Here is a 23,787-nt window from a genome sequence, read left to right on the forward strand (position 1 = left end):
ATTTTTCTAAGTGCACGAAAATCTGGATCGCGTGTGCAAGCGGCGCTCCTGAATTGGCGCGCGGTCGCCGGCCCGCTCTTGCCGGTTCCGATATGAGTAAGCTAACCTCGGCCTTTCCTCTGGCGTCTTCGAAGTGCGGTGATGATCGAGCGTTGGACGAGGGGCGCTCTGGCTGCGATCGGTCTCTGCGTTGTGCCCGCGCCGGCCATCGCGCAGGACGATCTCGACGGTGCCCCGATGAGCATGTCGCTGCAGGTCACGACCGATCCCTCCACCATCGAGTGCCGTCGGCTGGAGAAGGTCAATCCGGCCTCGCTGGTCTTCTTGCCGCTACGCCGGACCTTCAACGAGGATTTTGACGAGCATCCGCTGGCAAACGGACGCTGGGTGCCGCATTACGCCGGCGGCGCGGCCTGGCCGGAGGCGCGTTACTGGGGCGGCGACGGCTCCGACTTCAAGCGCAAGACCAGCGCCAATGGCGAGCAACAGATCTATGTCGATCCGCGCTATGCGGGGCGCAACGCGGCGCCGCTCGGGCTCGATCCGTTCAAGGTCAAGGACGGCGTGCTGTCGATCGTCGCCAGCCGTACCCCGCCGGGGTTGAAGCCGGTGCTGTTCGACAACGAGTACATCTCCGGGATACTGACGACCCAGGGCACGTTCGCGCAGAAGCACGGCTATTTCGAGATCCGCGCCAAGGTGCCGGTCGGGCACGCAGTGTGGCCGGCGTTCTGGATGCTGGCGGATGACGGTGGCTGGCCGCCGGAGGTCGACGTGCTGGAAGGCCGCGGCGAAAAGCCGGGCGATCTCGTGATGACGACGCATTGGCGGATTCCCTCGACCCAGAAGATTCAGTCCTGCGGCTTCGACTTCGCGGTCGGCGACGCGTCGAGCGCATTCCACACTTACGGTGTGCTGTGGGAGGAGGATCGCCTGGTCTATTTCATCGACCGCAGACCGGTGTCCGACATCAAGGTGCCGATCGGTTTCGACGATCCCATGTACATGATCGTCAATCTCGCGATCGGATCCAAATTCTTTCTCGGCGTCGGTCCGGTCGACGCGGAGTCGCCGCCTACCGTCGCATTCGAGATCGACCGGATTTCCGTCTATCAGATCGATCTGGAGCAGGCGCGCAGATAGAAGCTCGCTGATCTCTCCCGGCGTTGGGCGGCGCGAGTCAACGATGGATTGCCGAGGGCCTGCACGCCGACGTTACGGATCCAGCTCCGTATCCCAGTAGAGATAATCCAGCCAACTGTCGTGCAGATAGTTCGGCGGGAACAGGCGGCCGTTACGGTGGAGCTGGTGCACGGTCGGCGCGAAGGCGTGCTGGCGTGGAAACATCTTGGCCTGCACCGGCGTCAGATTGCCCTTGCGCAAATTGCAGGGCGAGCACGCCGCGACCACGTTCTCCCAGGTGGTCTGGCCGCCTTTGCTGCGCGGGATGATGTGGTCGAAGGTGAGGTCTTCGGCCGAGCCGCAATATTGGCAGGCGAAACGATCGCGCAGGAAGACGTTAAATCGGGTGAAGGCAGGGTGGGTGGTCGGCTTGACGAAGGATTTGAGCGAGACGACGCTCGGCAGCTGCATTTGCAGCGTGGGGCTATGGACCGCCTGATCGTAATGCGCGACGATGTTGACGCGGTCGAGGAATACCGCCTTGATCGCGTCCTGCCACGACCACAAAGACAGTGGGTAGTAACTCAGCGGCCGGAAGTCCGCATTCAGCACCAACACCGGCCAATGGCCTTGCGAGACATGTGCGTTCAAGTAACGCTCCTGGCCTCCAATGTACGCTGCGAAGCAGCACGTAACTGACATACTACATGCAGCGTGACGGGATTGTGAAGCCCGTTGAGCGACTTATTCCGGCACAAGCAATGCGGCCGGGGGGTGGCAAAGCGCGCAAAACGCTGTGATTTCCAAGTCCGAGGCCGTTGAGGCAGCGTCATCCTGACAGCGCGACGTGGATGTGCCGAGGCAGCTACTCCCGCACGCGCTCCAGCTTCTGCAAACATCGCGTCGCGCGCACCACGGCCGGCATCTCCTCGTCCGGAAAGCTGGTCTTCCAGTCGGTGACGCCGACCTCGCCGACATAGATGTCGCCCCTGGAATCCAGTGCGATGCCGTGCGGCGCCAGGAACTTGCCGCTCGCAACGCCCGGGCCTTCCTCGCCACCGAGCCGCGCGATGCGGTTGCCCTTGGCGTCCACGATCGAGAGCCGCGGGCCGAGATTGGGCACCTTGCGGTTGACGGCCAGGCCAGGGCCGAGTTCCCCGATGACGAAGGTCGGGCTCTTAGCCCCACCGCAACAGCATAGCGCACAAGGGCGGTGCAGATTGTTCCACTGCGTCTCGTACTTGCCGTTGCCGTCGAACACCTGCACGCGGTGGTTCTCGCGGTCGGCGACATAGACAAAGCCGTCGGCGTCGGTGGCGATGTTGTGCACGATGTTGAACTGGCCGGGATCGGTGCCGGGTTCGCCCCAGCTTGTCATCAGCTTGCCGCCGGGCGTGAATTTGTGCACGCGCGCATTGCCATAGCCGTCGGAGACGTAGATTTCACCCTTCGGCGACAGCGCGGTGTGGGTGCAGCGGTGGAAGGGATCGCCGCTCATGAACGGCGACGGTTTCTCGGGGATGCCGATCGTCAGCAGCACCTTGCCGTCGGTGGTGCACTTGCGCACGGTGTGGTCGCCGTCATCGGTGCAATAGAGATTGTCGTCGGCATCGATGTGCAGGCCGTGGGCGCGCGAGAACAGGCCTTCGCCCCAACTTCGCAAGAAATTGCCCTCGCGGTCCAGCACGACCATCGGATGGGCCCCGCGGTTGAAGACGTAGACGCGGTCCTTGCTGTCGACCGCGACCGAGGCGACGTCGGTGAGCTGCCATCCGTCCGGCAGCTTTGCGAAGTTTTCAACGACGCGGTAGCGGTGCTCGCCGGTGCCGAGAATGGCTGGCATGAATTCTCCTCTTGTTCGTTATCGTGGTGCGACACTGCTTCTACGGTGTTGTTCAAGCGGTGCTCGCCGCTGCCGCTCCAGTCTGCCCCAAAATCCCTTCCTCGATCGCCTTGATCTGCAGCGCCAGATATTTCGAGTTGATCCGGCATTGCGCGAGGCTGCCGGCGATGAACCAGAGGCCGGGCTGCCTGGTGCGCGTATACATGTTACGCAGCTCGAGGCCGTCGCCAAAGCCCCAGATCGGGCCGACCCGGTCGGCGACGGCGTCGCCGAACAGTTTCTGCACCAGATATTCCTGTGTCTTGTAACCGGTCGAGAGCACGATCAGGTCGGCCGAAAGGGTTGTGCCGTCCTTCATGCGAACGCCCTCGGTGACGAAGCTCTCGATGTCGGAAAACTGCCTGAGCTTGATCGCGCCCTCGATGACGAGGTTGGAGCAGCCGACATTGAAATAATAGCCGCCGCCACGGGTGAGATATTTGAACTGCCAGCCGGTGCCGGCCTCGCCGAAATCGAGCTTGAAGCCGACGCGCCGCAACCCGTCGAGCAGTTCCTTGTCGAGCTCCTTCGACTGCTCCGTCAGCATCACATGGGTCTTTTTCGCGAGCGGTGTCGGCATCGAGGTCGCGATCAGATCGTTGTCCTCGAGCGTGCCCTCATTGTAGGTCGCATAAGCGAGTTGGGCCGACGGCTCGATATTGGTGACGAGCGTAGGTGAACGCTGCACCAGCGTCACTTCGGCACCACTGGAGTGAAGATCCTGCGCGATGTCGTGGCCGCTATTGCCGGTGCCGATGACGATGGCGCGTTTGCCTGTCCAGGTCTCGCCGTCCTCGTAGCGGCTCGAATGCAGCAGCGTGCCCTTGAAGTTATCCAGGGTCGGAATGACAGGCACATTGGCGATGCCGCTGACGCCGGTTGCCATCACCACATGGCGCGGGTGCATGATACGCTCACTGCCGTCGGTGTGCCGCAGTGTGACGGTCCAGTGGTCTTTCGCATCGTCGTAGGCGCCGCCCTCGAATTCGGTGCCGGTCCAGAAGTTCAGCTCCATCGCCTCGACGTAAGCTTCGAACCAGTTGGCGAGCTTGTCCTTGGGGATATAGGTCGGCCAGCTCGGCGGAAACGGCATGTAGGGCAAATGATTGACCTGCACCTGGTTATGCAGGGTCAGCGCGTGGTAGCGCTTGCGCCAATTGTCCCCGATCCGCGCCTCGCGATCGACGATCAGGGTGTCGATGTTCAACTGTTTCAGCCGCGCCGCGATCGCGAGCCCGGCCTGGCCGCCGCCGACCACCAGCACGGCGGGATCGCGATCGGCGTAGTCGCGCGAGCCGTTGCGCAAGTCCAGCCAGTTCGGTCCACGGAAGTCGCGCGAATAGGCCTGGCCGCGCGGCCGCGAGGTGCCGAGCTGCTCCTCGAAGCCCTTGAGCTCGTCGAGCGCGGTGAGGAGCGTCCACGCTTTCAGGCGGTCGCCGTCGGTGGCGTCGGGCACAAGCCTGACGGTGCCGCTGCCGCGCCCCAGTGCGGTTTCGAAATTGAAGATCACCTCGATAGTGTTGGTCCCGGCACGCGTCACCCAGCGCGGTGGCGCTCGGTTCGGCGCAATCTTGAAGCTGCCCGGCGCAGCCTTTGCCGCGAGCGTTGTCAGCTCCCGCTTGATCGAGTCGCCGCCGCCGATCGTTTGCAGGTTCCAGCTTAGTGCCAGCACATCGCGCCAATAGCTGTCGGCGAGGAAAAGACGATCCAGCGCAGCGCTATCGGCTGCGCCCAGCGTTAGCTCGACCTCATCGAGCCAGGCTTGCGCGGATGCGACAATGTCCTTGGTCCTGTCCAGCATGCGCGACCTCGTGCCGTCTCCGCGGCGTTTCCTCTACGGTCGAAAGCTATACTGTTTCGCAGACGGCCAATAGCCGATTACCCGAGCAGTGAGAACATGTGGCCCTGCTTCAGCGGAATGCGCTCGTTGAGAGAGACCTGCGGCACCCTCGTGGTGTTCGAGGAGGGGCACGCGAAAGAGGCTCCACCTTGGTGGAGCCTCCCTCGCGCTCTTGGGATTCACAGCCGCTGGCGTGGCGGCGAGCGGAACATCCCTACCTCACCCGCGTGCCGGCGCCGTACAGCTCACGCTCACGGCCGACATCGTCGGGTGACAACGGCGGGCTTGCGGCATCGAAGCCGTTCCAGCCGGATTTTTGCCAGGCGGCGCTCCGTTCCTGCAGGTTCACGGCCTTCTCGTGCAGAAGGGCATCGAGACGTGTGCTGTCCTGGTCGGGTACCCGCGCCGATACCAGCGTTCCGCCGCGACGGACGCCCTCCGCGTAGCGCGACGCATCATCCTTGGAGACGCCGGCTTCGGTCAGCGCGCCAACGATGCCGCCCGTCGCCGCGCCGGCCGCGGCACCAACTGCGGTCGAAGCCAGCCATCCGGCGGCAACCACCGGTCCCAGTCCCGGAATGGCCAGCAGGCCGAGTCCGGCAAGCAGGCCGGCCGCGCTTCCGAGGCCTGCGCCGATGCCGGCACCCGTGCCGGCACCTTCGGCGCGATCGTCGACGCCGTCGCGATCACGGTCAACCTTGCCGGTGGAGGAGCCGTACCAGTTATCGGAATTGTTCGCGACGATGCTGATGTCGGAGTGCGGCACGCCCGCGGCCTCCAGACGCCTGACCGCACGTTCCGCATCCGAATAGGTGTCATAGAGTCGAGAAATAGTGGTCGTCATGTTTCATCCTCCTTACTTGGCGGGGTTCACGTTGCCCTGGAAATCGACGCTCACGTCCGCCTTGGTCCCGGCCTTGTCGGCCTTGCCGCGCCAGACGCCGTTGTCGTCCTTTTGCAGTCCGGAAACATTGGAATAACCCGCGCCCTCGATCTTCGACTTCGCCTGGCCCTCGGTGAAGCTGTTGCGGCCCGCGACCGGTGCGTTGGAGTTGTTGTGATCAGAGCTGTTGACGGCGTTGTTGCCCGGCCCGCTCTGCGCAGGCTGTGACTGTGCACTGACAGGCGCTGATCCGAGCAGCAGCAGAGCTGCGGCGAGCATGGTGAGACGAGACATTTTTTATTCTCCGGCTGTTGATTGTGCCGGTCGACAACAGGCGAGATTCGAATTGGTTGCTCTTCCATTTGCGACGGAAGCGCGCGTCTTCAATCTGCCGAATATTGGAGAGGCGCAGGAACGATTGCCACTCGTTCCCGTTTATGCGGTCCGGCACTCTCGGACGGCGTTGCCTGTCCTCACATCGTCCAATAGGGCTCCCGCAGCTTGCGCTTGAAAATCTTTCCCGTGGCCTCGCGCGGCAGCGCGTGACGGAATTCGACGTCCTTTGGCACCTTGAAATTGGCAAGCCGCCCGCGCAGGAACGATCGGACGGCGTCGGCCGAGAGCTCGGCATCCGATTCAGGCTCGACAAAGGCGCACAGCCGTTCGCCGAATTCCGCGTCGGGGATGCCGAACACGGCACAGTCGCGCACGCCGGGCATTCCGATCAGCACGTTCTCGATCTCGGCGGGATAGATGTTGACGCCGCCGGAGATCACCATGTCGCGCTTGCGATCGCACAGGAACAGATAGCCGTCCGCGTCGAGGTAACCGACGTCGCCGACGCTGACCAGGCCGTCACGGCCGGCTTCGGCCCTTGCCTGCGACCTGCCGTGATAGTCGAAATCGGGCACTGACGTCTGGCGCATGTAGATTTCGCCGACTTCGTTTGCACCGCACGGGCTGCCGTCATCGCGGAAGATCCTGACGATGCCGCCTTCGATGGGGCGGCCGACCGTGCCAGGCTTCTTCAGTGCTTCCTCGGCCGAGTGCCACACCGGGATCCCGGTCTCGGTGGAGCCGAAATATTCGTTGATGACCGGTCCCCACCAGTCGATCATGGCGCGCTTGACGTCCGGCGGGCAGGGGGCGGCGCCGTGCACGACGAAACGCAGCGACGACAGGTCGTAGCGCTGCCTGACCGCTTCGGGCAACCGCAGCAGCCGGACGAACATGGTCGGTACCATGTGAATGTGCGTGACGCGGTGGCGCTCGATCAGCGCCAGCAGCTCCTCGGCATCGAACCGCGCCTGGAGGATGATGGTGCAAGCGCTGCGGAACGCCAGCATGCCGTAGGAATGCGGCGCCGAGTGATACATCGGGCCGTTGATCAGCACGATTTGGTCTTCCCGCGGCTTGATGCCATAGGCGATCCCGCCCACGCGTTCGGAGGCGGCCGCCTGTTCGGGCTGCATCGGCATGCGCCGCACGCCCTTCGGCATGCCCGTGGTGCCGGATGTATAAATCATCGCTGCGGCCCGCCGCGGCGGCTCCTGCGCTTGCGGATGGTCGTCGCGCCAGCGGTCCCAATCGGTCAGTCCCACCGGGATCTCAGTCAGTTCCCCAGGGATCGAAAAGGTCGCTGCGAGTTCGGGCGGCGTCGCGACGACCAGGAGAAGGACATCCGCCGGTACGCCGTCGCGGATCTGCGGCAGAAAATCCGCGTGGCAGACCAGGATCTTCGCCCCGCTGTCGGCCAGGATGTAACGGACCTCCTCGGCCTTCAAATGCCAGTTGATCGGCACCACCGGACTGCCCAGCGCGGCCGAGGCCGCAACCACCTCGAACAGAGCGAAATCGTTGCGCAGCATCATCGCGACCGGCGCGGCCTCGGCAAGCCCCAGGGCGCGGAAGCCGCTCATCGCCCGCCTGATCCGAGCCCGGATGTCGTCATAGCTGATCTGGCGTTCGCCGCTGATGATCATGGCGTCTCCTCATCCCGCTCGTCTAGCGATCATCCAGCACGTCGCCGAAGCCGACCCAGCTCTTGCCATTGAAGCGCCGGAGCTGAAGCTGCTGGAACGGCAGATAGTCGTCGGGGCCGGTCGTAACCGCCATTCCCGGCAGCAGCAGCGGCAGCTTCACATCCTTCAACGAGGCCGCCTGGCGCATGATGTTGTCGCGGCTGATATCATCCTTGCACCCCTTCAGCACCGTCATCAGCAGCGTGGCATAGTGATAGCCCGCGGCGTAGTTGGAGTTGGAGAGGTCCGCGGCCGGCATGTAGCGCTTCATGAAGGCGAAGTATTCCTTCACGCCGGGATCGTCGACCCATTGCGGGTCCATCGTGTCCTTCTGATTGCTCGACGAGATCAGGCCGACCGCGTTGTCGAGCCCTGCCGGTTCCAGGAAAGAGATCGACGACGCCGAGGTCGGCACGAAGAACAGCTCCGGCTTCCAGCCGATCTCGGCCACGCCCTTGACCATTTGCGAGGTGAACTTGCCGAGCACGACGCCGAACAGCACGTTGGCGCCCGAGGCCTTCAAGGTCGAGAGTTGCGAGCTGATCGTCGGCGCGCTGGTCTCGTAGCTCGCTTCCGCGATGATCATGCTTGCCGCCTTAGGCCCGAGCGCTCGCTTGAAGCCGGCGACATAGTCGCGGCCGAAATCGTCGTTCTGCGAGAGGATCGCGATCCTGGCGTCGGGCTTGGCCTGCAAAATGTATTTGGCATAGACCACGCCCTCGGATTCGTAGGCCGCCATGCCCGGCATGGTCCACGGGTTCTTCTGCGGATCGGCCCATTTGGTGGCGCCGGAGAGCACGAACAGCTGCGGCACTTTCTTGGCGTTGAGATAGCGCTGCACGGCGCTGTTGGTGGCGGTGCCGAGCGAGCCGAACATCATCAGCACCTCTTCTTGCTCCACCAGCTTGCGGGTCTGCTCGACGGTCTTCGGCGGCGAATAGGCGTCGTCCAGCGTGATGAACTTGACCTTGCGGCCGTTGATGCCGCCTTCGGCATTGACCTTCTCGAAGAACGCTTCCTGCGTCCGTCCGATCGCGCCGAAGCCGGAGGCCGGGCCGCTGTAGGGCAGGGTCTGCCCGATGCGGATCTCGTCGCTGCCTTCGGCATGGGCGCTGCCGCCGGCGAGCATCAGCAACGACATCCCGATCAGTGCGGCTGCCAGCTTCATGGTGTCCTCCCGTTTTATTGTCGGTCCGAGACGTCAGGCGCTGACGCGCATCAGGAAATCCTGTCGGGCCTGGTCGAATTCCCGTTTCATCCGGTCGACGAGCTCGGCGACCGGCGGCGCGTCGGCGATCTGGCCGATACCCTGGCCCGAGCCCCAGATGTCGCGCCACGCCTTGGACTTCATGTTGCCGCCGGAGCCGAAATTCATCTTCGTCTTGTCGGCCGCCGGCAGATTGTCCGGATCGAGCCCGGCCGCGGCGATCGAAGGCCCGAGATAGTTGCCGTGCACGCCGGTGAAGAGGTTGGTGTAGACGATGTCATGCGCGGTGTGCTGCGTCAGCGCCGACTTGTAGGCTTCGTCAGCGTTGGCTTCCTTCGTCGCGATGAAGCGCGTGCCCATATAGGCGAGGTCGGCGCCCAGCGTCAGCGCGGAGGCGATCGCGAAGCCGTCGCTGATTGCGCCCGACAGCAGGATCGCACCGTCGAACCATTGTTTGACCTCGCGTACCAGTGCGAAAGGCGAGAGCGTTCCTGCATGTCCTCCAGCGCCGGCGCAGACCAGGATCAGACCGTCGACGCCCTGCTCGGCGGCCTTGCGCGCGTGCTTGACGTTGATGACGTCGTGGAACACGAGGCCGCCGTACGAGTGTGCGGCCTCGACGAGCTCGGCGGGCGGTCGCAGCGAGGTGATGATGATGGGCGCCCTGTGCTTCACACAGGTCTCCATGTCCTTCATCAGCCGGTCGTTGGAGGCGTGGCAGATCTGGTTGACGGCGTAGGGTGCGACCTTCTTGCCGGGATTGCGCGACTTGTATTCGCCGAGTTCGTCCTCGATGCGGCTCAGCCATTCGTCGAGCTTTTCCACCGGACGGGCATTGAGTGCCGGAAACGAGCCGACCACGCCGGCCTTGCACTGGGCGATCACCAGCTCAGGGCCGGAGACGAGGAAGAGCGGCGAGCCGACCACGGGCAGCTCGAGCGAATCCTTCAAGAGAGCGGGCAGCGCCATGATGTCCTCCCGGAAACGCAGCCCGCCGGCAGGCGGATGACGAGGCGTTTCCTTCTTTGATTGTCGCGGGCGAGTTGCCGCCCATGTTTCATTTGACGTCATTATAGGGGTTGGAGTGGGGCCTCTTATCGTTCAATATTGAACGGACAACTATTCAGATTTGAACAGAGGCCGCTCATGGACTGGGACCTTTGCAAGACCTTCCTCGCGGTCGCCGATACCGGCAGTTTCACCGGCGCGGCGCGCCGGCTGCACAGCAGCCATCCCACCGTCAGCCGCAAGATTGCGGCGCTGGAAGCCCAGCTCGGCACCAGGCTGGTGGCGCGTGCCGCCGACGGCCTTGCGCTGACGGCGGATGGACGGACGCTGCGCGAGCACGCCGAGGTAATGGCGGCGGCCGCGCTGCGGGCGGAGACGGCAGTCTCGGCCGGAGGGCATAAGGCGCGCGGGACCGTCAAGCTATCGATCGGCGCAACGCTGGCCTCGCATTGGCTGATGCCGCGCCTGCCTGCGTTCCTGCGCGCGCACGATCACGTCCAGCTCGAGATCATCACCCATCCGTTTCCGGCGAGCGTGCGCCGGCGCGAGGCGGACGTGGTGTTGCGGCCCTTCGACAGCGGCGAGGAAAATCTGGTCGGCCGCAAGATCGGCCGTCTCGGCACGGGATTCTACGCCTCGCGCGGCTACGCCGGCGGGCGGTCCTTGCCGGAACGGCGCGGCGAGTGGAAGGGGCACAGCGTCATCGGTTTCGCCGATCAGACCTCCAATCTCCAGCTTGCGCGCTGGAGCGACGTCGTCACGCGTCAGGCCTGGGTGGTGATGCGCTGCTCGTCCCAGGGCGACATGCTGGCGGCGGTCCGCGCCGGACTCGGAATCTCCGCCCTGTCGTGCTTTGTCGCGGAAAGCTATCCCGATCTTGTGCGTGTCGCGCCGCAGAAGCTCGCTAGCGTGGCGGACCTGTGGCTGCTCGCCCATCCCGACCTCGTCGAACTGCCGGCGGTGCGGGCCGTCATCGACTTCGTCGCCGATTGCGCCCGGACCGATCGCGTCGGGCTGCGGGGCTAGAGCGTGTTCGAGCGAAGTGGACACCGGTTCGCGTCAAGAAAACGCGTCAAAACAAAACACTAGAGCCCCGTTCCGATTCCATCGGAACGGAACTAGCTCTAGGTTGATCCCGCGATGACGCCTTCGCGTTTTTTCACCGCGCGATAATAGCTCCACCACAGATGTGCCGCCGCTCCGCGCAGGGGGCGCCAGGGTTCGGCGAGCGGCGCCATCTGCTTCTCCGTTGGCCGCGCCTGCAAGCCGAGCCCGATGCGGATGCCTTCCTGCACGGCGAGGTCGCCGGCCGGCCAGGCGTCGCCATGGCCGAGGCAGAACAGCAGATAGACGTCCGCGGTCCAGGGTCCGATGCCGGGCAGTGCGATCAACGTGTGATGCGCGGCATCAGCGTCTTCTTCCGCGAGCACGTCGAGGTTCAGCCGTTCTGCGGTGATCTCGCGCGCGAGATGTTTCAGCGTCTTGATCTTGGCGGCGGACAGGCCGAGCCGCCCCAGCCGGTCGGTGCGGGCGCGGCGGACAGCCTCGTGGTCGAACGGATCGAACGCGGCGGACAACCGTCCCCAGATCGCCGCGGCGCTCGCAGTCGAGAGCTGTTGCCCGCAGACGATGTGGGCAAGCCCCGCAAAACCCGGCTCGCGCCGCCGCAACGCCGGCATGCCGGCAGTCGCCAGCACTGGCTTCAGGCGCGGATCGCGCTTGACCAGCGCGTGGACGGCCTCTTCGAGATCGGATTGGGTTTCGAGGTGGATGGTCATGGCAATCGTCAACTCTCTCCGGCGTCATGGCCGGGCTTCCACCCGGCCATCCACGTCTTTCCAACGTGCATCATTGTTAGCACGGCTGGTGATCATCGCATTCTCGGGGACCTTGACACGATCGGTGCGCCGCTCCGAAGAACGTGGATGGCCGGGACACAGGCGAGCGGAAGCGACGCCATCCGTCTAGACGGCTATGCCCGGCCATGATGAGTTCCGAAGCATGTCGCCACCCGTTTTCCGATTTGCCCCCAGCCCGAATGGCTACCTGCATCTCGGCCACGCTTATTCCGCGCTGCTCAATTCCGACCGCGCGCGCGAGACCGGTGGGCGGCTGTTGCTGCGGATCGAGGACATCGACGCGACGCGTTGCCGGCCGGAATATGAGACAGCGATCTACGAAGACCTCGCCTGGCTCGGCATCGCCTGGGAGACGCCGGTGCGGCGGCAGTCGGAGCATCTCGATGCGTATCGGACGGCGCTGGACAGGCTCTCGGCGCTCGGCCTGGTCTATCCAGCCTTCGAAAGCCGCGCCGAGATCGCAAGGCTGGTTAAGGCGCGTGAAGCGGATGGGCCGTGGCCGCGCGATCCCGACGGCGTGCCGCTCTATCCCGGCGCCGCCAGATCGCTGTCCGCGGACGAGCGCGACCGCCTCATCGACACCGGTGCGCCTTACGCGCTTCGGCTCGACATGGCAGCCGCCTGCCGCCGCGCTGTGGGCCTGAGCTGGAACGAACTGGGCGAGGGGCCGGATGGTGAGCGTGGCGTCGTCCCGGCGCGGCCAGAAGCCTGGGGCGACGTCATTGTGGCCCGCAAGAAGACGCCGACGAGCTACCATCTGTCCGTTGTTGTCGACGATGCGCTCCAGGACATCAGCGAGATCGTGCGGGGCCAGGACCTGTTCCACGCCACTTCGGTCCACCGTCTGCTTCAGGTTCTGCTCCACCTGCCCGAACCCGTCTACCGCCACCATGGGCTACTTCGCGACGAGCGCGGCCGGAAGCTGTCGAAATCAACCAGCTCGACCGGCCTTCGTGAACTGCGCGCCGGCGGCGCCACGCCGGCCGGTATCCGCCGGTTGGTGGGATTAGGTTAAGTTTCTCTGGGGGTTAGCCAAACGGCGCCGTGACTCCGGGTGTTCCGCCGTGCCATGCTCGCCTGACAGCGCGGGGTTCGAAGGGGATACTTCGAAGGGGAGTTATGGCGGCGAAAACGCGCGCAGCGCGCACTACGCGGACGTCCAAGCGAGTGGCTCGGAAGCGCTCCGGGCCGACCGCCCGGTTGCGCAAGCGCAGCACCAAGCGGGTCGAGCCGGACGTCGTCCAGGCCGCGCTTGCCGCCTTTGCCCATGAGGTCCGCACCCCCTGACCGGCATTCTCGCGATCAGCGACTTGCTCGCGACTTCGGATCTCGGCGAACGGGAAAGACGCTGGGCCGACACGATCAAGGCCGGTGCCGAGCATCTGGCGAACCTTGCCACCCTGTTCGTCGATGCCGCCAGAACCGGCAAGGGGACCGGCAAGGGCATCGGAGGTGGAAGCTCGCTGCGGCAGGATTTGTTCGACCTGCGGACCCTCGCCCGCAACGCCGGCGATTCGCTGGCCGGTCGCGCCGCGGCCAAGGGTCTCCAGGCCGAGGTCGATATCTCGGAGAAGCTGCCGGGGCTGGTGGTCGGTGATCCCGTCCGCCTGCGCGCCGCGCTCGAGAACCTGATCGACAATGCCGTGAAATTCACCGAGCACGGCGGCGTGGCGCTCACGGTCGCGCCTTGGCGTTCCGTCAAGAGCAAGGACAAGACCAAGAGCAAAGGCAAAGCAAAGGGCAAAGGCAGCGTCGGTGTCGCCTTCGCGGTGTCCGACAGCGGCATCGGCCTCACCATGGCCGAGATCAAACGGCTGTTCCGGCCGTTTACCCAAGCCAATGTCACCATTGCCTCGCGCTTCGGCGGCGCCGGACTGGGCCTGTCGTCGGTGAAGCAACTGGCGCGCGCGATGGGCGGCGACATCAAGGTCGCGCCTCGGCCCGGCGGTGGCGCCACCTTCACATTGACGGTGTCGGTGTGTGCCACGGGATCGGGCAAGTCCCGCAAGTCGAAGGGCGAAGCCGAGATGGATGCGGTTCCGGCGCTGCGCTTGCTCAGCGTCGAGGACAATCCGTTCGGCCGCGTTGTGCTCAACACCATCCTGACCGAACTCGGTCATCATGCCGAGTTCATCGGGCGCGGCGAGGACGCGGTGAACCGGCTCGCGCAGGGCGCCTTCGACGCGGTGCTGATGGATATGGTGCTGCCGGGCATCAATGGCGTCGAGGCGATCAGGCGGATCCGCACCATGGCGACGCCGCTGGCTCAGATCCCCATCATCGGGGTGTCAGGTCGGGGCGAAGATGAAGTCGCCTCACGCGAGGCCGGCGCCGACGCCTTTCTGGTCAAGCCTGTGTCTCCGCGGGCGCTAGCGACTGCGCTGCTTGCAGCGACACGCCGTGAGGAAGCCGCGACTTGATGATCGCGGCGTTGAGCTCGCCGCCGTAAACGAAGATCGCGGCGATGAAATACAGGAACACCAGCGCGATGATCACCGAGGCGAGCCCCGCATACATCGTCACGTAATTATTGGCGAAGCGCGCCAGATATTGCCCGAACACGATGCCCGAGATCAGCGACGCCACGATGGTGAAGACGATGCCGGGCAGGATCTGGAGGAACCGGCGCCGTCCCGCCGGCAGCCAGGTATGCAGGATCATCAGCGCCACCACCAACGCGCCAACGGTGATGCCGTAGCGCAGCCAGGTGAGGATCCTCTCGTTGGATTCAACGAACAGCGGGATGTGCGCACGCGCGGCCTCGATGAGCAGCGGCCCGAGCACGATCAGGAATGCCATGGCGAGCGCGGTGAAGGCCGCAATCAGCGTGTAGGCGATCGATTCCAGCCGTAGCCAGTACCAGGGCCGCATCTCCACGACCGCATAGGCGCGGTTCAGTGCGACCCGCAGCGCCTCGACGCCGTTGGAGGCGAAGTAGACCGACAGCACCGCGCCGATGGTGAATAGGCCGGTGCGGGTCGTGGTCAGCACGTCGTGGACTTCCCCCGAGATCGAATCCGCGACCTGCTTGGGCCAGACCTGGAGCATGAGGCTCGCAGCCTGATCGGCGAGTTCCTTGGAGCCGAAGAAGCCGGCGAGCGATGTCAGGACGATCAGGAACGGGAATAGCGCCATCAGCGTCGACAGCGCGATGTGGCTCGCGATCGCCCAGCCGTCATCGGCGAGGAACGTGTAGAACGCGTCCATTACGACAAGGTAGATGGTGCGGATTGCCTTCACGCACCACCTGCACTGCTGTTGCTGCTTCCGCTTCCCGCGCGCGGGAAACGCATTCCGACCTCTCCCCGCAGGCGGGGATAGGTCAAGAGGATAGGCAATTGGCGCAAATCCAGATTCATCCAGCTAGCTTCTGATATTATTGGCTTAAAAGCCAGATCGGGAACGCCATGGCGGACCGGCGCGGAGGGTGTTATTTACCCTCGAATGGCATCTCTCCTGAGTACTTTCATCCTGCCGATTGCGGTCGGCGCCGTGGCGTTGGTGCTGCTGCTCGGTCTCATCAACATGATGCGCGGCGGCTCGCCCAACACCTCGCAGAAGCTGATGCGCTGGCGCGTGCTGCTTCAGTTCGTGGCGATCGTCATCGCGATGGCCGCCGTGTGGGCGATGGGGCGTTAACATGGTCGTGCTCAACCGCATCTATACGAAAACCGGTGACGACGGCACGACAGCGCTCGGCTCGGGCGAGCGCCGGCCGAAATACGATCTGCGCATCGAGGCCTATGGGACGGTCGACGAGACCAATGCTGCGATCGGCGTGGTCCGGCTTCACACCGGGGATGCGCCCGAGCTCGACGCGATGCTTGGCCGCATCCAAAACGATCTGTTCGACCTCGGCGCGGACCTCGCGGTGCCCGAACGTGAGGGCAAGGCGGAGCGGCTGCGGGTGGTGGCAAGCCAGGTCGAGCGGCTCGAGCGCGACATCGACGCGCTCAACGACAAGCTGGCACCCCTGACCTCCTTCGTGCTGCCGGGCGGCACGCCAGCCGCCGCCTACCTCCATGTCGCCCGTACGATTTGCCGCAGGGCGGAACGCGTGATGGTGGAACTGGCGGCCCGGCCGGAAGAACCTGTTGGTGCCGCTGGCATCCAGTATATGAACCGCCTGTCGGACTTCCTGTTCGTGGCCAGCCGCGCGGCCAACGATGACGGCGCCGGCGACATGCTCTGGGTTCCGGGCCAGAATCGCTGACCCATTGGGCCGCGCATTTCTGGGCGCCAAAATTAGACCCCTTCGCGCGTTGACCGGGCCGGATCAGGCCTTTAGGTTCCGCGCCAGTTGATAAACCCCCTCCCAGATTGAGTGAAAGAGGATCGATGAAGGTCTTGGTGCCGGTAAAGCGGGTGGTCGATTACAACGTCAAGGTCCGCGTCAAGAGCGATGGATCGGGTGTTGAACTCGCCAACGTCAAAATGTCGATGAACCCGTTCGACGAAATTGCGGTCGAAGAAGCGCTGCGCCTGAAGGAAGCCGGCAAGGCGACCGAAGTCGTGGTGGTCTCGATCGGACCGGCGCAGGCGTCGGAAACGATCCGCACCGGTCTCGCCATGGGCGCCGATCGCGGCATCCTGGTGAAGGCCGAGGGTGCGGTCGAGCCGCTCGCGGTCGCCAAGATCCTGAAGAAGATTGCGGACGAAGAGCAGCCGGGCCTCATCATTCTCGGCAAGCAGGCGATCGACGACGACAGCAATCAGACCGGCCAGATGCTGGCCGCGCTGCTCGGCTGGTCGCAGGCGACCTTCGCCTCGAAGCTCGAGGTCGAAGGCAGCGACTTCAAGGTCACCCGCGAAGTCGACGGCGGCTTGCAGACCGTGAAGCTGAAGGGACCGGCGATCGTCACCACCGATCTCCGTCTCAACGAGCCGCGCTACGCCTCGCTGCCGAACATCATGAAGGCCAAAAAGAAGCCGATTGCGGACAAGACTGCCGCCGATTATGGCATCGATCTCACCGCGCGCCTCGAGGTTCTCAAGACGACCGAGCCGGCGGGCCGCAAGGCGGGCGTCAAGGTCAAGGACGTCGCCGAGCTGGTGTCGAAACTCAAGAACGAAGCCGGGGTGCTCTGATGACGACGCTTCTGATTGCCGAACACGACAATGCGTCGCTCAAGGATGCGACCAACAAGGCCCTGACCGCGGCGGCCGCGCTCGGCGCGGACGTCGAGGTTCTGGTGGCCGGCGAGAACGCCAAGGCCGCGGCGGACGCCGCCGCAAAGCTCGCCGGTGTGAAGAAGGTGCTGCTCGCCGACGGCGCGCTTTACGCGCACGATCTGGCCGAGCCACTGGCCGCGCTGATCGTCTCGCTGGCGCCGTCCTATGACGCCATCGTCGCGCCCGCGACCTCGCGCTTCAAGAACGTGATGCCGCGCGTCGCGGCCCTGCTCGACGTCATGCAGGTCTCGGAGATCACCAAGGTGATCGCCCCCGACACCTATGAGCGCCCGATCTACGCCGGCAACGCCATCCAGACGGTGAAGTCGAAGGACGCCAAGAAGGTCATCACGGTGCGCACCTCCACCTTCGCCGCAGCGGGTGAAGGCGGCAGCGCGTCGGTCGAGAGCGTCGCGGCGGCGGCCGATCCGGGCCTGTCGTCCTTTGTCGGCGAGGAGGTCGCGAAGAGTGACCGTCCCGAGCTGACCTCGGCCAAGATCATCGTCTCCGGTGGCCGCGCCATGCAGAGCCGCGAGAACTTCGCAAAGTACATCGAGCCGCTCGCCGATAAACTTGGCGCCGGTGTCGGCGCTTCGCGTGCGGCGGTGGATGCGGGCTATGCGCCGAACGACTGGCAGGTCGGCCAGACCGGCAAGGTCGTGGCCCCCGAGCTCTATGTCGCGGTCGGCATTTCCGGCGCGATCCAGCATCTGGCCGGCATGAAGGACTCCAAAGTGATCGTCGCGATCAACAAGGACGAGGACGCGCCGATCTTCCAGGTCGCTGATTACGGCCTGGTCGCCGACCTCTACCAAGCGGTTCCGGAGCTGACGGCCGAACTCGGCAAGCTCGGCAAGTAAAACGCGCTAAACACCGGCCGGAGCTATAAACTCCGGCCGGTGTTGCTTTTTGAGGCGTTTTCTTTGGCGCGGGACACGCCTTCGAAGCGATCCAATCTAGGTTTCGAGGCCGGGTTCTGATTAAATCAGACCTCCCGGCTCAGGGGGATAGGCAGGCGCGGTTGATAGCGCGCCGTTCCGGTGGATGACATTATGGCGGCAGTAATCAAGAAGGTCGGCGTGATCGGCGCGGGGCAGATGGGCAATGGCATCGCGCATGTCGCTGCGTTGGCCGGCTTCGACGTGGTGCTCAACGATATTTCGACCGACCGCCTCAAGTCAGGCATGGCCACGATCAACGGCAATTTGACGCGCCAGGTCTCCAAGAAGGCCGTCAGCGAGGACGACAAAGCCAAGGCGATGGCGCGTATCGTAGCCGGCGAGAAGCTGGACGATCTCGCGGACTGCGATCTCGTGATCGAGACCGCCGTCGAGAAGGAAGAGGTCAAGCGCAAGATTTTTCACGATCTCTGCGCTGTGTTGAAGCCCGAGGCGATCGTCGCTTCCGATACTTCCTCGATCTCGATCACGCGGCTGGCCGCCGCCACTGACCGGCCCGAACGCTTCATCGGCATTCACTTTATGAATCCGGTGCCGTTGATGGAACTGGTGGAGTTGATCCGCGGCATCGCCACCGACGACCAGACCTTCGAGGCGTCAAAGGAATTCGTAGGCAAGCTCGGCAAACAGGTCGCGGTCTCCGAGGATTTCCCGGCCTTCATCGTCAACCGCATCCTGCTGCCGATGATCAACGAGGCGATTTACACGCTGTACGAAGGCGTGGGCAACGTCGAGGCGATCGACGCGGCGATGAAGCTCGGCGCGCACCATCCGATGGGCCCGCTGGAGCTCGCTGATTTCATCGGCCTCGATACCTGCCTGTCGATCATGCAGGTGCTGCATGAGGGCCTCGCCGACTCCAAGTACCGCCCGTGCCCGCTGCTGGTGAAATACGTCGAGGCGGGCTGGCTCGGTCGCAAGACCCAGCGCGGTTTTTACGACTACCGCGGCGCCAAGCCGATTCCGACGAGATAAGGGGTTTCGTGCCGGGACATTGCGCAGCGCGTTAGCGATACGCAGCAGAGCCGGGAGACGGAGAAAGCCTACCTTACGGCGACTCGCGACAATTCATGTCCCGTTAACCGCCCGCCTCTAGGTTACCGCCGGTACGAGGGTTTGCGTAATGGACATGATGGCGATGGTCAGCAGCATGCTGGCCTCTCAGCAAGGCGCGCTGCAGTCGAATATCTCGGCGACGCTGATGAAGCAGAACGCGGATGCGGAGAAATCCACCGTCCTGACGCTGCTCGGCGCCGGACAGCCCTCGCTTGCCAATGTCGGCGCTGGCGTCGGCAGCAACCTCAACGTCACCGCCTAAAACATCATCGCTTAGAACGACGCTGCGGCTTTGCCCGTCGCAGCCCGGATCAGCTTGAGCGCATCCTCGCTCGCCCATTCCGCCGGCCCCGCGATCGTCGCGATCTCGCAGCCTTGAGGATCGACCAGCACCGAGGTGGGCATGCCCAAGGCCCGGCCTATCGCCTTAAGATCCTGAAAAACCTTGGCTTTCTGATCGCTGAAATAGCCGAGCCTGATGAGATTGGCCTCTTTCAGAAACGTCTTGGGCTTCTCGGGGTCGCGGGTGTCGATATTGATCGCCACCACCTCGAAATTCGGGCCCGAAAGTTTGCCCTGGAGCTCGTCCAACGCCGGCATTTCCTTGCGGCAGGGCACGCACCAGGTGGCCCAGAGGTTCACCAGCAGCGTCTTGCCGCGGAAATCCGACAGCTTCTTCGGCCTGCCGTCGGCGTCCTCGAAGGCCAGGTCCGGCAGCTTTAGCGGTGCGGTCGCCATGGTCAGCGCCGCCACCTCGCCATGGGCAAGCGGCGCGATCTTCTGTGCGGTGTTCACCGCGGCCCGGCAGGCGGGATCGCCGGAGGGGGCCCGGCCCAGGCCCAGCCCGTACAGCGCGGCAAAGCCAGCCAGGCCCCCGACCACCACGGTGGCGATGACCACGGGGATACGGCGCGTGGCCGACCGTGCTGTCCTTTGGTCGAGCCTGTCGTTGGGGTCGAGCATATCGTTTGTCATCCGGTCGCAGATATGGCTATCAGAGGCCTCTTAATACGGCTGGCAGCCGTCAGCAAACGTGCGGCGGCCACAGGCAAGGCGTGAGCAGGGGATCATGAGCAACAAGATGTGGGGCGGCCGGTTCTCGGAACGTCCCGACGAGATCATGGAAGAGATCAACGTCTCCATCGACGTCGATCGTCACCTCTTTGCCCAGGACATTGCCGCGTCCAAGGCCCACGCCGCGATGCTGGCCGCGCAGGGCATCATCACGGACTCTGATGCGAAAAATATCGGCAAGGGTCTAGACACGATTTTGTCAGAGATCGGCAAGGGCGCCTTCGAATTCAAGCGCGCGCTCGAGGACATTCACATGAATGTCGAGAGCCGCCTGTCCGAGCTGATCGGCCCTGCCGCCGGCCGCTTGCACACCGCGCGCTCGCGTAACGACCAGGTCGCGACCGATTTCCGTCTCTATGTCCGCGATGTCCTCGATGAGACCGATGCCTCGCTCGCCGCGTTCCAGCAGGCGCTGGTCGAGCGCGCGCTGGAGCACGCCGGAACGGTCATGCCGGGCTTCACGCATCTGCAGACCGCGCAGCCGGTGACCTTCGGCCACCATCTGCTCGCCTATGTCGAGATGGCCGCGCGCGATCGCGGCCGTTTCCAGGACGCGCGCAAGCGGCTGAATGAGTCCCCGCTCGGAGCTGCAGCGCTCGCCGGTACCTCGTTCCCGATCGACCGTCACGCCACGGCGAAGGCGCTCGGTTTTGAGCGTCCGATGGCGAACTCGCTCGATGCGGTCTCCGATCGCGACTTCGTGCTGGAGACGCTGTCGGCGGCCTCGATCTGCGCCGTGCACATGTCGCGCTTTGCCGAGGAGATCGTGATCTGGACCTCGCCGCTGGTCGGCATGATCCGCCTCAGCGACAAGTTCACCACGGGATCCTCGATCATGCCGCAGAAGCGCAATCCTGACGCCGCCGAGCTGGTGCGCGCCAAGACCGGCCGCGTCATCGGCGCGCTCAATGGGCTGCTGATCGTCATGAAGGGCCTGCCGCTCGCCTATCAAAAGGACATGCAGGAGGACAAGCAGGGCGCCATGGAAGGCTTCGCCGCGCTGTCGCTCGCGATCCGCGCCATGACCGGCATGGTCCGAGATCTCGTGCCTGATGAAGCGAAGATGAAGCTTGCTGCAGGCGAGGGCTACGCCACCGCGACCGATCTTGCCGACTGGCTGGTGCGGACGCTGAAGATGCCGTTCCGCGAGGCCCATCACGTCACCGGCCGCATTGTCGCGAAAGCCGCCGAGGACGGCGTGGCGCTGCACGAGCTGCCGCTGAGGGAGATGCAGGCAATCGAAGCGAAGATCACGAAAGACGTGCTTGGCGTGCTCTCGGTCGAATCGTCGGTGAAGAGCCGGACCAGTTTCGGCGGTACCTCGCCGAAGAACGTGGCATCGCAGGCCAAGGCCTGGCTGAAGCGGCTGGAAAAAGAGCGAAAATTGGGCTGAGGGGCAAAATTTCGCTTATGTTTCATGGTCATCCGGGTCTCGCCAGAGCGCGCCAATCTCTGTATGGTGCGCCGCGCGTAGTGGGGATTTCGTCGTGACGTCAAAGTTTCGCCCGGCCGGCTCGGGGTGGGCCATCATTGTCTTGAGCCTGACGGCGCTCGCGCTTGCCGGCTGTGGCCGCAAGGGCCCGCTGGATCTGCCGCCGACCGCCTCCAGCGCGTCAACGGCCAACGTCGCGCCGCCGACCGATACCGAGACCGAAGCCCAGAAGACGCCGAGCGTGTTCAATCCCACCTATGGCGCGGACGCCGCACCGGCGGCGACCAAGGGCAGGAAGAAACCGTTTATCCTCGACCCGCTCCTGGACGAAAGACCCAGCCGATAGGCTGGGGCAACTGAGCCAACGCCATGAATCATTTTGACTATCGCAACGGCGTGCTGCACGCCGAGGCGGTGAACCTGTCCGAGCTGGCTGCAACCGTCGGCACGCCGTTCTATTGCTATTCGACCGCGACGCTCGAGCGGCACTATCGCGTTTTCACCGACGCCTTCGCGGACGAGAAGGTGCTGGTCTGCTACGCCATGAAGGCAAATTCCAACCAGTCGGTGCTGCGCACGCTGGCCAGGCTCGGCGCCGGCGCGGACGTGGTGTCCGGCGGCGAATTGAAGCGCGCGCTGGCCGCCGGCATTCCAGCAAGCAAGATCCTGTTCTCCGGCGTCGGCAAGACGGAAGCCGAGCTGCGCGCTGCGCTGGCGGCCGACATCCTCTGCCTCAATGTCGAATCCGAGCCCGAGCTCGAGCTGCTGTCGCGCCTTGCGACCGAGACCGGGAAGACCGCGCGGATCTCGATCCGTGTCAATCCTGACGTCGAGGCCGGCACGCATGCGAAGATTTCGACCGGCAAGTCCGAGAACAAGTTCGGCATCCCGATCGCGCATGCCCGCGAGGTCTATGCCCGCGCCGCGAAGCTGCCGGGCATCGAGGTCACAGGCACCGACGTACATATCGGCAGCCAGATCACTGACCTCTCCAAGATGGAGATCGCGTTCCGCATCCTCTCCGAATTCGTGCAGACGCTGCGTGCCGACGGCCACAACATCTCGCATGTCGATTTCGGCGGCGGTCTCGGCATTCCCTATTACATGGACCGCGAGGCGCCGCCGGCGCCCGACGCCTATGCCGCGATGGTCAAGCGCGTCAGCCACAATCTCGGCTGCACGCTGATGTTCGAACCGGGCCGCATGATCGTCGGCAATGCCGGCATCCTGGTCGCCAAGGTGATCTATGTGAAGCACGGTGACGGCAAGAATTTCGTCATCATCGACGCCGCCATGAACGATCTGATCCGCCCGACGCTGTACGAGGCCCATCACGACATTCTGCCGGTGACGCAGCCTGCGACGGGGGCCGCGACCATCATGGCCGACGTCGTCGGCCCGGTCTGCGAGACCGGCGACTATCTCGCACTCGATCGCACGCTACCGACGCCAAAGCCCGGCGACCTCATCGCCATCATGACCGCCGGCGCCTACGGCGCAGTGCAGGCCGGCACCTACAATACGCGGCCGCTGGTGCCCGAAGTGCTGGTGAAGGGCGACCAGTACGCGGTCGTGCGTCCGCGCATCGAGGTCGAGCAATTGATCGCGATGGATACGCCGGCGCCGTGGCTGTGAGGCTGTGATTGTCCACGATGAGCGCAGCTAGCGCTGCGCCCATCGCTGCATTGACCCTACTTCTTGAACCGGTCCCTGATTGCGGCGAGGCCGGAATCATAGACGCCGCCGAGGGCATCGACCGCTTCCTTCTCCCGCCCCGGGTCGGGCGTGTAGATGCCGGTCCATGTCACCACCGATGCGCCTTCACCCTTTGCCGTGACCTTGATGGTCGACTTGTACTGGCTCACCGGCAGTGGGCTCGACAGGAACGCGTAGGAGTAGCTGTAGTCTTTGTCGTTCCGCGCAGTCTGCGTCTCCACGAACGAGGCCTTGCCGTCCCTGGTGACGAGCGTCCGGGTTGGCGGCGACTTGCCGTCCGCAATGCACTGCCCCACCGGCGGCAGCCAATCCTTGATCGCGCAGAACGGCCCGATGAACGACCACACCTCGGCCGCAGCACTGCTGACCTCGATGCTCCTCGTCAGATTGGCGGCGGACGCCGGCATGACGCCGACGCCCAGGCCGAGGGTGCAAATCGCGGCGCTGCGAACCGAAACGAGCAATCTGGAAGCCGTTGAATCGTATTTCTTCATGGTAATCTCCTGTGTCCGGCGGGCCGCGATTGCGGCAGCCGGCTTGCCAATGCCGGTCGAAT

At 64.4% G+C, this 23,787-nt stretch carries 24 protein-coding genes and 1 pseudogene; 13 read left to right on the forward strand and 12 right to left on the reverse strand.

Going from position 1 to position 23,787, the window contains the following annotated elements; all coding sequences use genetic code 11:
- Nucleotides 1–141 precede the first annotated feature (141 nt).
- Nucleotides 142–1,143: a family 16 glycosylhydrolase gene (locus tag AB3L03_RS21185; protein ID WP_018453225.1), complete on the forward strand. Its 1,002-nt coding sequence runs from the start codon at nucleotides 142–144 to the stop codon at nucleotides 1,141–1,143.
- Nucleotides 1,144–1,215: 72 nt separating this feature from the next.
- On the opposite strand, the gene AB3L03_RS21190 is transcribed toward AB3L03_RS21185, so the two are convergent.
- The 8 genes from AB3L03_RS21190 to AB3L03_RS21225 form a co-directional block, all read right to left on the reverse strand.
- On the reverse strand, nucleotides 1,216–1,773 hold the full coding sequence (locus tag AB3L03_RS21190; RefSeq protein ID WP_368506989.1) for an HNH endonuclease: 558 nt from the start codon (nucleotides 1,771–1,773) through the stop codon (nucleotides 1,216–1,218).
- 214 nt (nucleotides 1,774–1,987) lie between these two features.
- On the reverse strand, nucleotides 1,988–2,965 hold the full coding sequence (locus AB3L03_RS21195; RefSeq protein ID WP_018453226.1) for a peptidyl-alpha-hydroxyglycine alpha-amidating lyase family protein: 978 nt from the start codon (nucleotides 2,963–2,965) through the stop codon (nucleotides 1,988–1,990).
- Between the two features lie 52 nt (nucleotides 2,966–3,017).
- Nucleotides 3,018–4,805 (reverse strand): NAD(P)/FAD-dependent oxidoreductase, encoded by a 1,788-nt coding sequence (locus AB3L03_RS21200; RefSeq protein WP_085385480.1) that lies wholly within the window; start codon nucleotides 4,803–4,805, stop codon nucleotides 3,018–3,020.
- Between the two features lie 253 nt (nucleotides 4,806–5,058).
- The gene (locus AB3L03_RS21205) at nucleotides 5,059–5,688 is read right to left on the reverse strand and encodes a general stress protein (RefSeq protein ID WP_018453227.1); all 630 of its coding nucleotides are present in this window, start codon (nucleotides 5,686–5,688) and stop codon (nucleotides 5,059–5,061) included.
- A 12-nt stretch (nucleotides 5,689–5,700) separates the two neighbouring features.
- Entirely contained in the window at nucleotides 5,701–6,021 is a 321-nt protein-coding gene (locus tag AB3L03_RS21210; protein WP_026232489.1) for a hypothetical protein, read from the reverse strand.
- Nucleotides 6,022–6,200: 179 nt separating this feature from the next.
- Nucleotides 6,201–7,709: an acyl-CoA synthetase gene (locus tag AB3L03_RS21215; RefSeq protein ID WP_368506990.1), complete on the reverse strand. Its 1,509-nt coding sequence runs from the start codon at nucleotides 7,707–7,709 to the stop codon at nucleotides 6,201–6,203.
- A gap of 22 nt (nucleotides 7,710–7,731) precedes the next feature.
- The gene (locus AB3L03_RS21220; RefSeq protein ID WP_085350752.1) at nucleotides 7,732–8,916 is read right to left on the reverse strand and encodes an ABC transporter substrate-binding protein; all 1,185 of its coding nucleotides are present in this window, start codon (nucleotides 8,914–8,916) and stop codon (nucleotides 7,732–7,734) included.
- Between the two features lie 33 nt (nucleotides 8,917–8,949).
- A complete protein-coding gene (locus AB3L03_RS21225) occupies nucleotides 8,950–9,924 on the reverse strand; it encodes a nitronate monooxygenase family protein (RefSeq protein WP_018453231.1) in 975 nt (324 codons plus the stop codon).
- Nucleotides 9,925–10,101: 177 nt separating this feature from the next.
- Between AB3L03_RS21225 and AB3L03_RS21230 the strand changes: the two genes are divergently transcribed.
- Nucleotides 10,102–10,989, forward strand: coding sequence for a LysR family transcriptional regulator (locus tag AB3L03_RS21230; RefSeq protein WP_018453232.1), 888 nt, complete (start codon nucleotides 10,102–10,104; stop codon nucleotides 10,987–10,989).
- 98 nt (nucleotides 10,990–11,087) lie between these two features.
- Here AB3L03_RS21230 and AB3L03_RS21235 read toward each other — a convergent pair whose 3' ends face one another.
- Nucleotides 11,088–11,741: a DNA-3-methyladenine glycosylase gene (locus AB3L03_RS21235; protein WP_085361089.1), complete on the reverse strand. Its 654-nt coding sequence runs from the start codon at nucleotides 11,739–11,741 to the stop codon at nucleotides 11,088–11,090.
- 223 nt (nucleotides 11,742–11,964) lie between these two features.
- Here AB3L03_RS21235 and gluQRS point away from each other — a divergent pair, with 223 nt between their 5' ends.
- Together gluQRS and AB3L03_RS21245 are read left to right on the forward strand one after the other, a co-directional pair.
- A complete protein-coding gene (gene gluQRS, locus AB3L03_RS21240) occupies nucleotides 11,965–12,837 on the forward strand; it encodes a tRNA glutamyl-Q(34) synthetase GluQRS (protein WP_085361180.1) in 873 nt (290 codons plus the stop codon).
- A 104-nt stretch (nucleotides 12,838–12,941) separates the two neighbouring features.
- Nucleotides 12,942–14,242, forward strand: a pseudogene (locus AB3L03_RS21245) (ATP-binding protein).
- On the opposite strand, the gene AB3L03_RS21250 reads toward AB3L03_RS21245, so the two are convergent.
- Nucleotides 14,169–15,062 carry a YihY/virulence factor BrkB family protein gene (locus AB3L03_RS21250; RefSeq protein ID WP_026232492.1) on the reverse strand — a complete coding sequence of 298 codons (894 nt, stop codon included), beginning with the start codon at nucleotides 15,060–15,062 and terminating at the stop codon, nucleotides 14,169–14,171. The pseudogene AB3L03_RS21245 and the gene AB3L03_RS21250 overlap by 74 nt on opposite strands.
- Nucleotides 15,063–15,266: 204 nt before the next feature.
- On the opposite strand from AB3L03_RS21250, the gene AB3L03_RS21255 reads away from it, so the two are divergent.
- The 6 genes from AB3L03_RS21255 to AB3L03_RS21280 all read left to right on the forward strand — a co-directional run bounded on the left by AB3L03_RS21255 (nucleotide 15,267) and on the right by AB3L03_RS21280 (nucleotide 19,271).
- The gene (locus AB3L03_RS21255; protein ID WP_018453237.1) at nucleotides 15,267–15,461 is read left to right on the forward strand and encodes a twin transmembrane helix small protein; all 195 of its coding nucleotides are present in this window, start codon (nucleotides 15,267–15,269) and stop codon (nucleotides 15,459–15,461) included.
- Between the two features lies 1 nt (nucleotide 15,462).
- Complete coding sequence (locus AB3L03_RS21260; RefSeq protein ID WP_368506991.1) at nucleotides 15,463–16,035, forward strand: cob(I)yrinic acid a,c-diamide adenosyltransferase; 573 nt, start codon at nucleotides 15,463–15,465, stop codon at nucleotides 16,033–16,035.
- Between the two features lie 125 nt (nucleotides 16,036–16,160).
- Entirely contained in the window at nucleotides 16,161–16,910 is a 750-nt protein-coding gene (locus AB3L03_RS21265; protein ID WP_085350746.1) for an electron transfer flavoprotein subunit beta/FixA family protein, read from the forward strand.
- Nucleotides 16,910–17,854, forward strand: coding sequence for an electron transfer flavoprotein subunit alpha/FixB family protein (locus AB3L03_RS21270; protein WP_085350745.1), 945 nt, complete (start codon nucleotides 16,910–16,912; stop codon nucleotides 17,852–17,854). The genes AB3L03_RS21265 and AB3L03_RS21270 overlap by 1 nt, the downstream gene beginning before the upstream one ends.
- 192 nt (nucleotides 17,855–18,046) lie before the next feature.
- Nucleotides 18,047–18,928, forward strand: a complete 882-nt coding sequence (locus AB3L03_RS21275; RefSeq protein WP_018453241.1) for a 3-hydroxybutyryl-CoA dehydrogenase — start codon at nucleotides 18,047–18,049, stop codon at nucleotides 18,926–18,928.
- Between the two features lie 148 nt (nucleotides 18,929–19,076).
- Entirely contained in the window at nucleotides 19,077–19,271 is a 195-nt protein-coding gene (locus AB3L03_RS21280) for a hypothetical protein (protein ID WP_007615312.1), read from the forward strand.
- 11 nt (nucleotides 19,272–19,282) lie between these two features.
- Here AB3L03_RS21280 and AB3L03_RS21285 read toward each other — a convergent pair whose 3' ends face one another.
- Nucleotides 19,283–19,972 (reverse strand): TlpA disulfide reductase family protein, encoded by a 690-nt coding sequence (locus AB3L03_RS21285; RefSeq protein ID WP_026232493.1) that lies wholly within the window; start codon nucleotides 19,970–19,972, stop codon nucleotides 19,283–19,285.
- Between the two features lie 106 nt (nucleotides 19,973–20,078).
- Here AB3L03_RS21285 and argH point away from each other — a divergent pair, with 106 nt between their 5' ends.
- The 3 genes from argH (at nucleotide 20,079) to lysA (ending at nucleotide 23,150) form a co-directional block, all read left to right on the forward strand.
- Nucleotides 20,079–21,476 (forward strand): argininosuccinate lyase, encoded by a 1,398-nt coding sequence (gene argH, locus AB3L03_RS21290; protein WP_368506992.1) that lies wholly within the window; start codon nucleotides 20,079–20,081, stop codon nucleotides 21,474–21,476.
- 94 nt (nucleotides 21,477–21,570) lie between these two features.
- Nucleotides 21,571–21,861 (forward strand): lipoprotein, encoded by a 291-nt coding sequence (locus AB3L03_RS21295; protein WP_007615309.1) that lies wholly within the window; start codon nucleotides 21,571–21,573, stop codon nucleotides 21,859–21,861.
- A gap of 23 nt (nucleotides 21,862–21,884) precedes the next feature.
- Complete coding sequence (gene lysA / locus AB3L03_RS21300; RefSeq protein ID WP_368506993.1) at nucleotides 21,885–23,150, forward strand: diaminopimelate decarboxylase; 1,266 nt, start codon at nucleotides 21,885–21,887, stop codon at nucleotides 23,148–23,150.
- 56 nt (nucleotides 23,151–23,206) lie between these two features.
- Here the strand turns inward: lysA and AB3L03_RS21305 are convergent, their stop codons facing one another.
- Complete coding sequence (locus AB3L03_RS21305; protein WP_368506994.1) at nucleotides 23,207–23,725, reverse strand: SRPBCC family protein; 519 nt, start codon at nucleotides 23,723–23,725, stop codon at nucleotides 23,207–23,209.
- Nucleotides 23,726–23,787 lie beyond the last annotated feature (62 nt).

The organism is Bradyrhizobium lupini (assembly GCF_040939785.1).
GTDB lineage: Bacteria > Pseudomonadota > Alphaproteobacteria > Rhizobiales > Xanthobacteraceae > Bradyrhizobium > Bradyrhizobium canariense_D.